General features: G+C 65.5%; 17 protein-coding genes. 12 read left to right on the top strand and 5 right to left on the bottom strand.

The annotated features are described in order from the left end of the window. Position 1: 1 nt before the first annotated feature. Positions 2-811, bottom strand: coding sequence for a glyoxalase superfamily protein (locus ACVMIH_RS14250; protein WP_433994830.1), 810 nt, complete (start codon positions 809-811; stop codon positions 2-4). Positions 812-1,147: 336 nt separating this feature from the next. Here ACVMIH_RS14250 and ACVMIH_RS14245 point away from each other — a divergent pair, with 336 nt between their 5' ends. The 6 genes from ACVMIH_RS14245 to ACVMIH_RS14220 all read left to right on the top strand — a co-directional run bounded on the left by ACVMIH_RS14245 (position 1,148) and on the right by ACVMIH_RS14220 (position 6,328). After that, positions 1,148-2,464, top strand: coding sequence for an ISNCY family transposase (locus ACVMIH_RS14245; protein ID WP_456862262.1), 1,317 nt, complete (start codon positions 1,148-1,150; stop codon positions 2,462-2,464). 201 nt (positions 2,465-2,665) lie between these two features. Then, positions 2,666-2,902 (top strand): hypothetical protein, encoded by a 237-nt coding sequence (locus tag ACVMIH_RS14240; RefSeq protein ID WP_057018325.1) that lies wholly within the window; start codon positions 2,666-2,668, stop codon positions 2,900-2,902. A gap of 25 nt (positions 2,903-2,927) precedes the next feature. Further along, positions 2,928-3,893 (top strand): LysR family transcriptional regulator, encoded by a 966-nt coding sequence (locus ACVMIH_RS14235; RefSeq protein WP_057018326.1) that lies wholly within the window; start codon positions 2,928-2,930, stop codon positions 3,891-3,893. A gap of 87 nt (positions 3,894-3,980) precedes the next feature. Continuing rightward, a complete protein-coding gene (locus ACVMIH_RS14230) occupies positions 3,981-4,691 on the top strand; it encodes an SDR family NAD(P)-dependent oxidoreductase (RefSeq protein ID WP_057018327.1) in 711 nt (236 codons plus the stop codon). A 22-nt stretch (positions 4,692-4,713) separates the two neighbouring features. Next, on the top strand, positions 4,714-4,965 hold the full coding sequence (locus tag ACVMIH_RS14225; protein WP_038385470.1) for a tautomerase family protein: 252 nt from the start codon (positions 4,714-4,716) through the stop codon (positions 4,963-4,965). A gap of 121 nt (positions 4,966-5,086) precedes the next feature. Then, complete coding sequence (locus ACVMIH_RS14220; RefSeq protein ID WP_456862260.1) at positions 5,087-6,328, top strand: YbfB/YjiJ family MFS transporter; 1,242 nt, start codon at positions 5,087-5,089, stop codon at positions 6,326-6,328. Here the strand turns inward: ACVMIH_RS14220 and ACVMIH_RS14215 are convergent. The 4 genes from ACVMIH_RS14215 to ACVMIH_RS14200 form a co-directional block, all read right to left on the bottom strand. Next, positions 6,325-7,476 (bottom strand): aminotransferase class V-fold PLP-dependent enzyme, encoded by a 1,152-nt coding sequence (locus ACVMIH_RS14215; protein ID WP_456862258.1) that lies wholly within the window; start codon positions 7,474-7,476, stop codon positions 6,325-6,327. The genes ACVMIH_RS14220 and ACVMIH_RS14215 overlap by 4 nt on opposite strands. A 55-nt stretch (positions 7,477-7,531) precedes the next feature. Continuing rightward, positions 7,532-8,419, bottom strand: a complete 888-nt coding sequence (locus ACVMIH_RS14210; protein WP_456862256.1) for a hypothetical protein — start codon at positions 8,417-8,419, stop codon at positions 7,532-7,534. Between the two features lie 87 nt (positions 8,420-8,506). After that, on the bottom strand, positions 8,507-9,259 hold the full coding sequence (fliP, locus tag ACVMIH_RS14205) for a flagellar type III secretion system pore protein FliP (RefSeq protein WP_063709685.1): 753 nt from the start codon (positions 9,257-9,259) through the stop codon (positions 8,507-8,509). Continuing rightward, a complete protein-coding gene (locus tag ACVMIH_RS14200) occupies positions 9,256-10,197 on the bottom strand; it encodes a flagellar biosynthetic protein FliO (protein WP_456785358.1) in 942 nt (313 codons plus the stop codon). The genes fliP and ACVMIH_RS14200 overlap by 4 nt, the downstream gene beginning before the upstream one ends. A 359-nt stretch (positions 10,198-10,556) precedes the next feature. On the opposite strand from ACVMIH_RS14200, the gene flgB reads away from it, so the two are divergent. The 6 genes from flgB to flhB all read left to right on the top strand — a co-directional run bounded on the left by flgB (position 10,557) and on the right by flhB (position 14,053). Next, a complete protein-coding gene (gene flgB, locus ACVMIH_RS14195) occupies positions 10,557-10,967 on the top strand; it encodes a flagellar basal body rod protein FlgB (protein WP_028337153.1) in 411 nt (136 codons plus the stop codon). A 39-nt stretch (positions 10,968-11,006) separates the two neighbouring features. Further along, positions 11,007-11,432: a flagellar basal body rod protein FlgC gene (gene flgC / locus ACVMIH_RS14190; RefSeq protein WP_018272466.1), complete on the top strand. Its 426-nt coding sequence runs from the start codon at positions 11,007-11,009 to the stop codon at positions 11,430-11,432. A gap of 26 nt (positions 11,433-11,458) precedes the next feature. Further along, a complete protein-coding gene (gene fliE, locus ACVMIH_RS14185) occupies positions 11,459-11,770 on the top strand; it encodes a flagellar hook-basal body complex protein FliE (protein WP_057018333.1) in 312 nt (103 codons plus the stop codon). Between the two features lie 145 nt (positions 11,771-11,915). Beyond that, positions 11,916-12,179, top strand: coding sequence for a flagellar biosynthesis protein FliQ (fliQ, locus tag ACVMIH_RS14180; protein WP_016844766.1), 264 nt, complete (start codon positions 11,916-11,918; stop codon positions 12,177-12,179). Positions 12,180-12,197: 18 nt separating this feature from the next. Then, a complete protein-coding gene (gene fliR / locus ACVMIH_RS14175) occupies positions 12,198-12,968 on the top strand; it encodes a flagellar biosynthetic protein FliR (protein WP_016844767.1) in 771 nt (256 codons plus the stop codon). A gap of 11 nt (positions 12,969-12,979) precedes the next feature. Beyond that, the gene (gene flhB, locus ACVMIH_RS14170) at positions 12,980-14,053 is read left to right on the top strand and encodes a flagellar biosynthesis protein FlhB (RefSeq protein ID WP_057018335.1); all 1,074 of its coding nucleotides are present in this window, start codon (positions 12,980-12,982) and stop codon (positions 14,051-14,053) included. Positions 14,054-14,069 lie beyond the last annotated feature (16 nt).

Here is a 14,069-nt window from a genome sequence, read left to right as displayed (position 1 = left end):
CTCACGGCCCGGCAGACACCCACGCGGTCGAAATGATCCCGGTGGCGTCGAGCGCGATCCGCCAATGCGAGGCGCCGTTGGCGTGCCGCACACTGTAGACATCCTCGCCCTGCGCGCCGACGCCGAGGAAGCGGGTGGCTTCGATCGCGCCGAGGTCGGCGAGGAAAGGCTGCAGGTGTGGCAATTGCTCGCGGGTCGCCGCGGCGAGCGCGGGGGCCATGTCCGCATAGTCGGGCTGTCCCGATGCGACCCCCTCGATCAGGCGGCGGAGCGCGGCCTCGGTTCCTGGAGCCGGCGACTGTTTCTTCACACGCTCTGCGGTGCGATCCGCAATCTGTTTCGCGCTTGCAGCGTCAATGCGCGGCATCGGCTTGTCGCCATTTTGATGCAGGATCAGTGACGTCGCCTGACCGTCAGCCGCGATGACAAAGCTGATCTGCGCGTCGACCTCCCTGGCGAAAAACCCGGTCTGGCTCTCCGCAAAGAACGGTACGGCCCGCTGCCCGGTGAGCTGTACAGCCAAGTGGTGATCCTCGCGCATCACACTGAGGACGGCCTGCTCGCTGAGCTGGTAGAAGCCGGCATAGCGGTCGAGCACCGCGGCAGCGACTGCGATCTCTTGCCGCACGACGTCCGGCGGCGATCGCGGAGCGGAAGCCGGCACATCGGCGGATCCGCCGGCGGCCTGTATCCGTGCCGCCAGCGTGTTCCAGTCGCGCTGGCCGAACAGTTTGGCGATCAGCTCCAGGCTGTCGCTGTGGGTGAGGAGGATCGATTTGGCGCCGAGCGCTTCGCGCAGCGTCTGCGCCATGGCCTTGGCATCACGAAAGTCGCGCATGGGATCAACCTTTGCATCGACGAACGGAGAGCGTCAGGGGCTTGCGTTGCTGACCCGTTCGTGCGGGCAAAGGAAGCCTGAAACATGGCTTGATACCTTCACCGTCCCCGGGTGGGGTGCAAGCGGCGGGTGGTATCGACCCTGCCAAATGTTCGCCGGGGACGAGCATTTTGTCAATTGCAACTGGTTGTGATGTCAGTAGCTCGTGATCTGTCGCCTGTTTGTAGCTCGTGAAGTGTCGTGTTTTCGGTGCTCCGGAACAAGGGGGGCACGATGGGCACGGCATCCATTCACGAGGGTGTACGACGGATGCGGTTTTCAGATTTGCTGGATCGGACGGAGGCGAAGGAACTGACGCAGGAGGCAGCTTCGGAGGTTCTTGGGATCAGTGTTCGGACGTTTCAACGCTGGGCGGAGCGCTATGAGGCGGAGGGCGACGACGGGCTTGTCGACCGCCGGCTGGGGCGTCGTTCGCCACGGCGGGCGCCGGAGGAGGCGCTGGAACGGATGCTTGCGCTGTACCGGGACAAGTACGCGGACTTCACGGTGAAGCACTTCCACGAGCAGATGCAAAAGCGGCATGATTATGTGCTGGGCTATACGGTGACGAAGCTGGCGCTGCACGCGGCGGGGCTGGTGCTGAAGGCTCCGAAGCGTTCGGCGCACCGCAAGAAGCGGCCGCGGCGGCCGCTTCGGGGCATGCTGCTGCACCAGGACGGATCGCGCCACGTTTGGATCGAAGGCCTGCCCGCGAGGGACCTGATCGTCACGATGGACGATGCGACCAGCGAGGTCTACTCGATGGTGCTGGTCGAGGAAGAAGGAACGGCCTCGACCTTCCAGGCCTTGCGCGAAGTGATTGGCGAGCATGGCCTGTTCTGCGCGCTCTACACCGACCGCGGCAGCCATTATTTCCTGACCCCAAAAGCTGGCGAGAAGGTCTCGAAGACGCAACAAACCCAGGTGGGACGGGCTTTGTCGCATCTTGGGATCGAGCATATCGCAGCCTATTCGCCGCAGGCGCGCGGGCGTTCCGAGCGGGTGTTCGGCACCTTGCAGGACCGGCTGCCGAAGGAGCTGCGGCTTGCCGGGATCACGACGGTTGAGGCTGCCAACGCGTGGCTGAAGGCGCATTACATCCCCGGGCACAACGCCGCGTTTGCGATCAAGCCCGAACAGGAAGGCACGGCATTCGTGGCCGACCGGCATGAGGCCTGGCGCGAGGCGCTGTGCGTGATCGAGGAGCGAACCGTCGCCAACGACAATACCGTTGCATGGAACGGTCGGCGGCTGCAGCTGCCGCAGAGCCGGCTCAGACCTCACTTCGTCAAGGCTGTGGTGCGCCTCCATGAGTATCCCGATGGCACCGTCAGCGTGTTCCTTGGACCGCATCGGTTGGCGATGTTTAGCGCCAACGGACAGCAGATCAGCCCCGACGCGCCTCAGCCTGGCGGCGTGCTCGGAGCCGTCAAGGACAAGCCCTGGCGGGCGCGCAAGCGCGCGTCCTTGACCGCTCCTGCGCGCGCCGCCGTCGAGAAAGCGCGGGTCGGGACGGAGAAACGGGCTTCAAGTCGAACAAAGAAACTCACCCACAGGGCTAAAACCGCCACAACAGCCGTGGCATGATCAATCAGGGAAAGCCGTCCCCGCCTTCCGGCTCCCCTGCAAATCAGAAACGAAGGCGACAGATCACGAGCTACAAAAACACGACATCTTCACCCGCTACGGACATTGCAACTGGTTGTGATCGCACGCGTGCTCTCGACATCCTGCCGTCAAATCGGCAACCATGGCGTCCGATGCACAGCGCCGGGAGGACGTCGTTACATGAGCAAGCCGATCAAGACCGAAGCCGAACTGATCGCGATGGCGCGGGCAGAGCTGAAGGCCCATGCCGACTGCCCCGACGGCATCGACATCTCCGTGCTGCGCGACGGCGACAGCTGGGAGTTTCGCGCCAGCGCCGATGACGCCACGGTGGCGAGGCCCGGCTATCCCGAATGCGTCGCGATGCTGGTGCAGATCGGCGACCATCTCAGCAAGCAGTATGACGTGAAGGAGTAACGGCGACCGCGAAGCGGGGGGATCGATGGACCGCATCGACGCCATGAAGGTCTTCGTTGCGGCGGTCGACGAGGGCAGCCTCGCCGGTGCCGGGCGGAAACTGCGGCGCTCGCCGGCGGCGGTCAGCCGGGCGATCGCTTTCCTTGAGCATCATGTCGGCGCCGAGCTGCTACATCGCACGACGCGCTCGCTGAAGCTGAGCGATGCCGGCCAGCGCTATGCGGCCGCATGCCGTCGTATCCTCGGCGAGCTCGAGGAAGCCGATATCTCGGCGGGCGGAGAGCGGTCAGTGCCGCGCGGCACGCTGACCGTCACCGCGCCCGTCGTGGTCGGCGAGGACGTGCTGCGGCCGGTGCTCGATGCCTTCATGACGGACTACCCGGCGGTGTCGGTGCGGCTCGTGATGCTCGACCGCACCGTCAATCTGATCGACGAGGGGATCGACGTCGCGCTGCGCATCGCCCATCTCGCCGATTCCAGTTTCATCGCGATCAAGCTCGGCGAGGTACGCCGCGTGGTCGCGGCATCGCCCGGCTATCTCGCGCAGCATCCGCTGATCGCCGAGCCGGCTGATCTGGCGAAGCACCAGATCATCGCCATGACGCATTTCGGGCTCGACTCCTGGAGCTTCCCGCCGGCCGCGAAGTCGAAGATCGCGCGCGCGGTCCAGTTCATGCCGCGGCTGGTCGTCAACACCGTGCGCGCGGCGGTGGCCTCCGCCAGCGAAGGACACGGCGTCACCCGGCTGTTCTCGTATCACATCGCCGAGGAAATCCGTGACGGGCGGTTGCAGATCCTGCTCGCCGGCGACGAGCATCCGCCGCTGCCGGTGCATCTTTTGGCGCCGCAGGGTCGCTTCGACGTGCCCAAGGTGCGCGCCTTCGTCGATTTCGCGACGCCGCGGCTGAAAGGCTATTTCGAGCGGCTGTCGCGCGAGGCCAGCAGGGCTGGCGCCATTCGTTCGCGCCGCGGAAGAGTGTCTGCCGAATAGCGGGCATTCGCGCGGAAAGCGGATGTATCTAGCTTCCTCTCCATCGAAGCGGCGCTGGGTCGCTTCAGCAACAGATGGAGAGAGAACATGGGTGCAGAGCAGAAGGTTGCCATCGTCACCGGTGCGTCGCAGGGCCTCGGCGAGGCCATCGTCAAGGGCTATCGCGACCGCAACTGGCGCGTCGTCGCCAATTCCCGCAGCATCAAGCCGTCGACCGACAGCGACGTTCTGACCGTCGCAGGCGACATCGGCGATCCCGAAGTTGCCGACCGCATCGTCAAGCAGGCGCTCGGGCGCTTCGGCCGCATCGACACGCTGGTTAACAATGCCGGCATCTTCCTTGCCAAGCCGTTCACCGACTACACCGACCAGGACTACGCGCAGGTGCTCGCGACCAATCTCAACGGCTTCTTCTACATCACCCGGCGCGCCGCCAGGGAGATGGAGAAGCAGGGCTCCGGACATATCGTGCAGATCACGACCAGCCTCGTCGATCACGCCAATAGCAACGTGCCCTCGGTGCTGGCCTCGCTGACCAAGGGCGGCCTGAACGCCGCCACCAAGTCGCTCGCCATCGAATATGCCGCCAAGGGCATCCGCGTGAACGCGGTCTCTCCCGGTGTGATCAGGACACCGATGCACGCGCCGGCGACGCACGACTTCCTCGCCAAGCAGCATCCGGTCGGACGAATGGGTGAAGCCAAGGATATCGTCGACGCCGTGCTGTTCCTGGAAGGCGCGGGCTTCGTCACCGGCGAGATCCTGCATGTCGACGGCGGCCAGAGCGCCGGTCATTAACGAGCACGATCCGGAGAGTGCCATGCCTATCGTCACCATCCAGGTCACGCGTGAGGGGACGGCGCCGGGGGCGTCGTCCACCACGCCGGAGCAGAAGGCTGCATTGATCAAGGGCGCCAGCGAGCTGCTGCGCGACGTGCTTGGCAAGCCGATGGAGTCGACCTTCGTCATCATCGAAGAAGTCGATACCGATAATTGGGGCTGGGGCGGGCTGCCCGCGCTGGACTATCGCAAGAAGCTCGCTGCAGCTGCGGCGTCCAAATCTTCCCGCTGAAGGCTTCCCCCAAACCGAATGTGCATTTCTCCCGGTCGGGAGAGGTGAGCCGTGATCGCTGTGAGCGATTGCTGCGATCGCAACTAATCATTTTTCATGAACGGCCGGAGGGCCTACTGCGATGTCTATGTCAGCCAATGTCGATCACCACCGGCGCCATCACGCCGAGCCGCGCCTCGATGCCGGCGAGCCGCTATGGCTGTCCGCGGCCGCGGGGCTGTGCGCCTCGCTGGTCGGGCTCGGACTGGCGCGCTTCGCCTACACGCCGTTGATCCCGGCATTGATCGCCGCAAAGTGGTTCACTCCGGCGGAAGCGGTCTATCTCGGTGCCGCCAACCTTGCCGGCTATCTCGCCGGCGCGCTGCTCGCCCGCGATCTCGGCGCGCGCATCGGCTCGGTGTGGGCGCTGCGCGGCATGATGGTGCTGGCCGCCATCACCTGCTTTGCCTGCGCGGTGCCGATCTCCTTCATCTGGTTCTTCGGTTTTCGCTTTCTCGCCGGCGTCAGTGGCGGCGTGATCATGGTGCTGGCGGCAACGGCGATCCTGCCGCATACCGCACCCAGCAAGCGCGGCCTGATCGGCGGTGTGATCTTCGCCGGTGTTGGCCTCGGCGTCGCCGCGTCCGGAACACTGGTGCCGCTGTTGCTGCAACAGGGCGTCAAGCAGGCCTGGTACGGCCTTGGCGTCCTGTCGGCGGTGCTGACACTGGTCAGCTGGAAGGCGTGGCCCGCCGAAGCTCCCGCCGCACGTGGCGTGGTCGAGCAGCCCGTCGCGTTGCATGGCCTGCGCTCGCCGCTGGTGATCGCGCTCTGCCTGGAATACGGCCTCAACGCGCTGGCGCTGGTGCCGCACATGGTGTTCCTGGTCGATTTCGTCGCCCGCGGGCTTGGGCAGGGCATCGCGGCGGGATCGCATTACTGGGTGCTGTACGGCATTGGCGCCGTGGTCGGACCGTTGCTCACGGGACACCTCGCCGATCGCGCCGGCTTCGCCGCGGCGCTCCGCGCGGCGTTCCTGATCGAGGCCGTTGCGGTTGCGCTGCCCGCCGTGACGACATCGCCTGCCGCGCTGATCGTGTCGAGCCTGATCGTCGGCGGCTTCACGCCCGGCATCGTGCCGCTGGTGATCGGCCGCATCCACGAGCTGATCCCGCATTCCGCGGCGAGCCAGCGTTCAGCCTGGGCGCAGGCCACCACGACCTTCGCGCTGTTCCAGGCGGCGGGCGCCTATGGCCTGTCGTATCTGTTCGCGCACAGCGGCGGCGACTATGCGCTGTTGTTCGTGATCGGCGCGGCCGGAGTGGTCGTCGCGCTGGCGATCGAACTGTTCGGCGTCGTCGGACTGCGGCACAAGTCCGGCTAACCGCGCAGCGCTTTGGTCAAGACCGCGACGAGGCGATCGACATCGGCCTCGTCGTTGAAAACGTGCGGCGAGATCCGCATCCGGCCGAGCCGCAGCGCGACATGGATGTTCTCGGCGGCGAGCCGCGCGATAAGTTCTTTCGGGATGCCGCCCGCCATGCCGAGGCTCAGGATGTGCGGCGCACGCACGCTGCGCGCCGGCACGTTGAGCCCGAGGTCACGCACGCCGTCCGCGATCCGCTCGTTCAGCATCGCGAGCCGCGCGCTGACGGCCGCGGCGCCCCATTCCGCCATCATCTCGATGCCGATCGAGGCCATCTCCAGCGTGATGAAATGATCGCGCTCGCCCATGTCGTAACGCGTGGCGTTGTCGACATAGGCGAGATCGCCGAAATAGACCGGATTCTCGGAGTTCACGTTGCGGCGGCCGCTGGAGGTCTGCTCCAGCGGCACGCCGTTCTGGTGGCGTTTTGCAATGTAGAGGAAGGCGCGCCCGTAGGGGCCGATCAGCCATTTGTAGGTCGGAAACATCACGGCGTCGGGGTCGAGCCTCGTCACGTCCATCGCCACGACACCCGCGCTCTGCGTCGCGTCGATGACGAACATTGCGCCGTGCTGCCGAAGCGCGGCCTGCACCTTGTCGACGTCGATCATGCCGCCGTCCGACCAGTGCACCGAGGAGATCGAGGCAAGGCCGACCGGCGGCGCGCCTGGCCGCTCGATCGTTGCCAGCACCGCCGATGTCCAGTCGCCGTCGGCGGGCTGGCGCACAGTGTCGACGACGAACCCTTGCGCCTCGGCGCGGGCGTGCCATTCGAGGACCGGCGAGGAATGGTCGTTCTCCAGCACGACGACGCGGGTGCCGCGCGGAATGCTCAGCGCCTTCGCCACCGTCGCGACGCCGTAGCTGATCGCGGGGATCAGCGCGACATCGTCAGGTGCGGCATTGATCAGGCGGGCCGCCGCGCTACGGGCGCGCTCATGCTGACGGCCGGCGAAGCCGGGATCGATGGTCCAGGGCTGGCCTTTGCGTCCGACCGCTGTGCGGCCGGCATCGAGCGTCTTCAGCGGCAGCGGGCTGTAGGACGCCGAATTCAGGTAGCAGACCTCGCGTGGAACATCGAACAGATGACGCTGGGAGGGAAGCATGTCGTCTCGTTTGCTGGAATTTGCGGATCATGACGTGACGCCGAAGAGCGCGCGCTCATCCGTCATACTGGTCCGGCCCCATCGCCCAAGGCGCCTGGTCATAGCCGTTGGCGAAGGTGCGGTTGGTCTGCGCCGGATTGCGATTGACCAGCGGCCGCAGAAACATCGGATGCGTGGCGCTGCGCACCTCGTGCTCGACGGTGAACAGATGTCGGCCGTCGGCCGGATCGACGATATCGCAGAAGCGGTACTGGTATTGATTGTCTTCGCGGGAGACCAGATTGCGTTCGCGCAGTCGCTGGTAGGGGCCCGAGAAGTCCGTGATGTAGATCTGGATGTGATGGCCGTCGAATTCGCCCTGCGCCGCGTCGCTCTCGCGGAATTGCAGATACTGATCCTTGCCGACTTTTGCGCGCGCGACGACGCCATCGCCGTTTACGACGCTGGCGGGGATGCCCAGGATCTCAGGATAGAACCGGCTGATCGCCTCAGCCGTGCCGCGCGGCACCTCGAACTCGACATAGGGCATGCCGAGCGCGATGCGCCCGAACCGTTTGGCGTCCGGTTCAAAGCAGCGTAGCCGGTTGCCCCAGGGGCAGATGGCCTCGACGTGATCATTGCGCTCGCGATAGCTGAACGCGGTGCCCTCGAGCTTGGGCGCGACCGCGGCGAGCCGCTGCAGCAGGGCCTGCCGCCCGGCGATCACGATGCCGGTGTGGCCGCGCAGCACCTGCTGGCGGCCGCTCGGCAGATGAAACTGGCTGCGGCTGACATTCACCCACATGTTGCTGTCGGAGACCATCAGATAGGGATCGCGGGTCAGCCCGATGCCGGCGACGTAGAACAGCGTGGCGAGGCGCTGGTCCGGCACCTGCACGTTGACATGCTCGAGATGGATGGCGTTGCCGAGATCTTCTGCGGCGCGGTCGAATGGCTGCTGCACGGCGCGGCTCCCTGGATGCGGTGACGCGCATGATAGTGCAACGGTGTGGCCGATCCAGCTGACGAGCCATGAATGTTTCGCAGGGCGCTACCCCCCGTAACTCTGCACCAGGCTGCCGGCGACCAAAGCCCAGCCGTCGACCAGCACGAAGAAGATCAGCTTGAACGGCAGCGAGACCACCACCGGCGGCAGCATCATCATGCCCATCGACATCAGGACCGAGGCGACCACGAGGTCGATGATCAAAAACGGCAGGAACAGCAGGAAGCCGATCTCGAAGGCGCGTTTCAGCTCGGAGATCATGAAGGCCGGCACCAGGATGCGCAGCGACATCTCCTCCGGCGTCGCCGGCGGCGGCTCGCCGGAGAGGTCCATGAACAGCTTCAAATCCTTCTCGCGGACGTTCTTCTGCATGAAGCCGCGCAAGGGGACCGAGGCGCGCTGCAACGCGTCCTCAACGCCGATCTGGTTGGCGACCAGCGGCTTGATGCCGTCGTCATAGGATTTCTGCAGCACCGGCCCCATCACGAAGGCGGTGAGGAACATCGCAAGCGCGATCATCACCGAGTTCGGCGGCGCGGTGGCGGTGCCGAGCGCGGTGCGCAGCAGCGACAGCACGACCACGATGCGCGTGAACGACGTCATCATGATCAGGATCGACGGCGCGATCGACAGCACCGTCAGTAGCGCAATCAGCTGGATCGCGCGCTCGGTCACGCCGCCATTGCCGCCGCCGAGATTGATGCTGATATCCTGCGCCATCGCCGGATCAGCGAGGGATCCGGCGGCGATCAGGACAGCGATGAAAAAAACTCTACGCGGGACTGCCCCTGGCCTCACGAAGGATTCTTCGGTCGGCCGAGCAGCGAGGCCATCTCGTCCTCGAGATTTTCGAACCCGCTCTTCTGTCCGCCGGCGGGCGGGGCGGGCGGCTCGCTGCGCTGCGGGCGCGCCGGCGGCGCCTCGGGCGCAACCGGCGGCGCGACGGTCTCGCCGGCGCCGGTCGGGCGGCGCAGCGCCGCTTCGAGCCGTTGCGCCATCTCGGCGAGATTGGCGTCGGCGTTCGATGGAGGCGGTGGAGCTGGAGGCGCCTGCGTTGCAGCCGGCGGCGGCGCCTGTGGAGGCGGTGGCGGCGGCGTCACGGCGCGCTCGGCTGTGCGCAGCGGTTGCGGAGCCTTCGGCGGCTCGGCGGCGCGCGGCGGACGCGGGGCGACCGGCTCGGAGCGCGGCGGCAGGCGTGGCGGCATCGGATCGGGCCGCGGCTCGCCGCGTTCGGGTGTGAAGCCCGCGAGCGGATCGCTGCGACGCTCGGCGATCGGCGGCGGGGGCCGGCGCAGCTCGTCGGCGAAAGAGGGCCGTGTCTGACGCGGCGGCAGCTCCGGCTCGGGAAGGTCGAAATTGTCGGAGCGGGCGGCTTCGCTCTCGTTCCAGGCTGCATCCGGAAGCGGCGCCACGCGCGGCGGCGCGGCATCGGCTGCGACCGCGGGGCGGGTCGACATTTGATCGCGCGCGGGCATCGCGCGGACGATATTCGGCTCGACGACGATATCGGTGGGGCCGCCGATCATCAGGAGATGCTCGATATTGTCGCGGCGGACCAGCACCAGGCGGCGCCGCCCGTCAACGGCAGCAGCGTCGATCACCGCCAGGCGCGGCATGCGCCCGCGGTTGGCGTTGGCCCCGAGGCGGTTTCCGGCGAAGCGGCGGACGAGCCATGCGGTCACGCCGATCAGCGCCAGCACGACAACGAATGCCAAGACGAATGTAATGACCTGCATATTGGAGTCCCCGGCCATCTTGGCCTTCCTCAGCTTTCGCCATCAACGGGCGCGGATTGATAGGTGCGGTTTGCGCAGCGAATCGCGCCCGAGATTCGCCTTATTTCTTAATTCCCAGCGGCTTGCAGCCGGCTGTTCTATTAATAAACCAAGAATCGCTTGTCCCAAAACGACTTCTCAGCGCCCCACGCTGTCTTGGTTTGTGCTGGTTAACGCAGCATTCGTGGCGAAAATGCGCTCGCAGGCCGCAGTTGCGGCGTTCTCCACGGATCCGTCCGGCATTTTAACCACCCGTTAACCATACACCGGGCAAATTCTGCCTACCTCGGAAGAGCCCAGAGGTTAACGGAGCCGCGGCGATGGCCATGAACGATCTCCCGATCCTGTCGGCGTTGCGCACCAAGATGCAGTGGCACCAGGAGCGCCAGCGGGTGCTCGCCGAGAACATTTCCAATTCCGACACGCCGAACTTCCGGCCGCGCGACCTGGTCGAGCCGAAGTTCGACCGGGCCGGCGCCACGGTTGGCGGCGGCGTGGGGACGCTGCCGATGATGCAGACCAGCGCTACCCACATGGCGGCGTCCGGCGCGCCCGACAGCTTCGACAACGATCGCGGCAAGAGCGGGTTCCAGACCCGTCCGGCCGGCAACGCGGTCAATCTCGAGGAGCAGATGCTGAAAGTGTCGGCCAACCAGATGGACTATGCGGCCGTCACCTCGCTCTACAGCCGCAGCCTGCATCTGCTGAAGACTGCGATCGGCAAGGGCTAGAGCAAGGGTTAGCCCGCCTGACGGCGGCAGGAGGATCCCATGGCAGATGGAACAAGCGATTTCGCCCGCTCGATGAGCATCGCAACCTCAGGCCTGCGGGCGCAGGCGGGGCGCATGCGGGTGATCTCGGAAAATATCGCCAATGCCGATTCGACGGCGCAGACCGCGGGCGGCGACCCTTACCGCCGCAAGGTGCCGACCTTCTCCTCCACGCTCGATCGCACGCTCGACGCTCAGGTCGTGGCGCTGGGCCGGATCCGCCCCGACCAGTCTTCGTTCCGGGTCAAGCACGAGCCGGGCAATCCGGCGGCGGACGCCTCGGGCAACGTCAAATATCCGAACGTCAATGCGATGGTCGAAATGACCGACATGCGCGACGCCCAGCGCTCCTACGAGGCCAACCTCAACATCATCAGCGCGACGCGGCGGATGATCCAGCGCACGCTCGACATCCTCAAGTCCTGACGCAACAAGAACAGGGAACGTAAATCATGGCTTCACCGACAGTCGCCGCCAACGCCTACGCCAACCTCGCCAAGATGATGGAGCGCGGCGGCGCCGAGAAGGCCGGGCAGGCCGTCGCCGGCCCATCCTTCAGCGCGCTGCTGAAGGACTCCGTCGGCAGTGTCCTGGAGGCGGGCAAGAAGTCCGACGCGCAGACCATGGCGATGACCTCGGGCAAGGCGAACGTGATGGATGTGGTGACGGCGGTCGCCGACACCGACGTTGCGGTATCGACGCTGGTCTCGGTGCGCGACCGCGTGATCCAGGCCTATGAAGACATCATGAAGATGCCGATCTGACGTCGCTTGCGACGTCATCCCGGGCGATGCGCAGCATCGAGCCTCAGATGTGCAATTGCACATCAAAGATCTCGAGGTTCCCGGTTCGATGCGTTGCATCGACCCCGGAACGACGGTGCAAACAACTGACAGCGAGAACTCAACAATGACCGGCCCCGAAACCCTCGACGTGGCGCGCGATGCGATCTGGACCATCGTGGTGGTGTCGTCGCCCCTGATGGTGGTCGGCCTCGTGGTCGGCGTCGTGGTGTCGCTGTTCCAGGCGCTGACGCAGATCCAGGAGCAGACCCTGATTTTCGTGCCGAAGATCCTCGCGATCTTCGTCACATTGCTGCTGGCGCTGCCGTTCATGGCGGACTCGCTCAGTAGCCACATGATGCGGATTTCATCGCGAATCATCGGCGGTTGATGCACTAATGCCGCAGTCATGCGCATCGATGTCTCCCTGCTGCCGGCGCTGGCCGCGATCTTCGTGCTGGTCTTCGCGCGCGTGGGCGCGATGGTGATGCTGCTGCCCGGTTTCGGCGAGAGCAACATCCCGGCGCGGGTCAAGCTGTCGATCGCGCTATTGCTGACGCTGATCATCCTCCCCCTGCATCGCAACGCCTATCATGTCGACCTGACGTCGATCTCCTCGCTCGGCGTCCTGATGGTGCATGAGCTCATCATCGGCATCGTGCTCGGCGCGACCGCGCGAGTGACGTTGTCGGCGCTCAACGTCGCGGGCTCCGTGATCGCGCAGCAGCTCGGCCTCGGCTTCGTCACCGCGGTCGATCCGACCCAGGGGCAGCAGGGCCAGATCATCGGCAACTTCCTCACCATCCTCGGCCTCACGCTGCTGTTTGCGACCGACAGCCACTATCTCGTCATTGCGGCGCTGAGCGAGAGCTACCGCATCTTCTCGCCGGGCGAGATCATGCCGACCGGCGATGTCGCCGCGCTTGCGACCTCGGCCTTCTCCGCCGCCTTCAAGATCGGCCTGCAGCTGTCCGCGCCGTTCCTGGTGTTCGGCCTGGTCTTCAACATCGGGCTTGGCGTGCTGGCGCGGCTGATGCCGCAGATGCAGGTCTATTTCGTCGGCGTGCCGCTCTCGATCATGGTCGGGTTCCTGATCTTCGGCGTCGTGCTCGCCGCGATGATGAACACCTATCTCGACTATTTCCTCGGCGTCATGCGCCAGCTCGCTCCGATGAATTAGGGGGAGAAGCAGTGGCGGACGATACCGAAGACAAAACAGAAGACCCTACGCAAAAACGTCTCGATGAAGCCCTCGAGAAAGGTGACGTTGCCAAGAGCCAGGAGGTCAATACCTGGTTCGTGATCGCCGGCGGCACCTTGGTGCTGTCGACCTTCTCGGGCTCGATCGGCAGCGGCATCTTGATGCCGCTGCGCAACCTGATCGCCAATTCATGGATGATCCGCACCGACGGCGCCGGCCTGCTGGCGCTGACACAGTCGCTCGGCTACGCGGTGGTCGCCGCGATCGGCGTGCCGTTCCTGTTGCTGGCGCTGGCCGCGATCGCGGGCAACATGGTGCAGCATCAGCTGGTGTGGTCGGGTGAGCAGCTGAAGCCGAAATTCTCCAAGATCTCGCCGGCGGCCGGCTTCAAGCGGCTGTTCGGCAAGCAGGCGGTGGCGAATTTCCTGAAGGGCCTGTTCAAGCTGATTGCGCTCGGCGCCGTGATGGTCGCGGTGCTGTGGCCCGACCGGATGCGGATGGAATCCTTCCTGCGGGTCGATCCGGCCGAGCTGCTGCCCGCCATCACCGGCATGACGGTGCACCTGTTGGCGGCGGTGGTGGCCATCCTCGCTGCGGTCGCGATCGCCGATTACTTCTTCCAGTACCGGACCTGGTACGAGCGTCACAAGATGTCGCTGCAGGAGATGAAGGAGGAGTTCAAGCAGTCGGAAGGCGACCCGCACGTCAAGGGCAGGATCAAGCAATTGCGGGTCCAGCGCGCCAAGAAGCGCATGATGGCCCAGGTTCCGAAGGCCTCGGTGATCATCACCAACCCGACCCACTATTCGGTGGCGCTGGCCTACGACCGCAGCATGTCGGCGCCGATCTGCGTCGCCAAGGGCGTCGACAATCTTGCCTTCAAGATCCGGGAGATCGCCAAGGAGCACGACATTCCGATCGTGGAGAACGTGGCGCTGGCCCGGGCGCTCTATGCGACGGTCGAGCTCGACCGGGAGATCCCGGTCGAGCACTATCACGCGGTTGCCGAAATCATCGGCTACGTGATGCGGCTGAGGCGCGGCTTGTCCGGCCTGCGGCAGTAAGGGGCGGAAAACCCGC

This window comes from Bradyrhizobium sp. USDA 4503, from assembly GCF_054055815.1.
The sequence above is the reverse complement of the archived record's forward strand: the minus strand, read 5'-3'. Positions and strand labels throughout refer to the sequence as shown.

Bases quoted from the DNA above. Each gene is read 5' to 3' on its own strand.
- ACVMIH_RS14250 (WP_433994830.1), bottom strand. From the start codon at position 811: ATGGCGCAGACGCTGCGCGAAGCGCTCGGCGCCAAATCGATCCTCCTC.
- ACVMIH_RS14245 (WP_456862262.1), top strand. From the start codon at position 1,148: ATGCGGTTTTCAGATTTGCTGGATCGGACGGAGGCGAAGGAACTGACG.
- ACVMIH_RS14240 (WP_057018325.1), top strand. From the start codon at position 2,666: ATGAGCAAGCCGATCAAGACCGAAGCCGAACTGATCGCGATGGCGCGG.
- ACVMIH_RS14235 (WP_057018326.1), top strand. From the start codon at position 2,928: ATGGACCGCATCGACGCCATGAAGGTCTTCGTTGCGGCGGTCGACGAG.
- ACVMIH_RS14230 (WP_057018327.1), top strand. From the start codon at position 3,981: ATGGGTGCAGAGCAGAAGGTTGCCATCGTCACCGGTGCGTCGCAGGGC.
- ACVMIH_RS14225 (WP_038385470.1), top strand. From the start codon at position 4,714: ATGCCTATCGTCACCATCCAGGTCACGCGTGAGGGGACGGCGCCGGGG.
- ACVMIH_RS14220 (WP_456862260.1), top strand. From the start codon at position 5,087: ATGTCTATGTCAGCCAATGTCGATCACCACCGGCGCCATCACGCCGAG.
- ACVMIH_RS14215 (WP_456862258.1), bottom strand. From the start codon at position 7,476: ATGCTTCCCTCCCAGCGTCATCTGTTCGATGTTCCACGCGAGGTCTGC.
- ACVMIH_RS14200 (WP_456785358.1), bottom strand. From the start codon at position 10,197: ATGCAGGTCATTACATTCGTCTTGGCATTCGTTGTCGTGCTGGCGCTG.
- flgB (WP_028337153.1), top strand. From the start codon at position 10,557: ATGGCCATGAACGATCTCCCGATCCTGTCGGCGTTGCGCACCAAGATG.
- flgC (WP_018272466.1), top strand. From the start codon at position 11,007: ATGGCAGATGGAACAAGCGATTTCGCCCGCTCGATGAGCATCGCAACC.
- fliE (WP_057018333.1), top strand. From the start codon at position 11,459: ATGGCTTCACCGACAGTCGCCGCCAACGCCTACGCCAACCTCGCCAAG.
- fliQ (WP_016844766.1), top strand. From the start codon at position 11,916: ATGACCGGCCCCGAAACCCTCGACGTGGCGCGCGATGCGATCTGGACC.
- fliR (WP_016844767.1), top strand. From the start codon at position 12,198: ATGCGCATCGATGTCTCCCTGCTGCCGGCGCTGGCCGCGATCTTCGTG.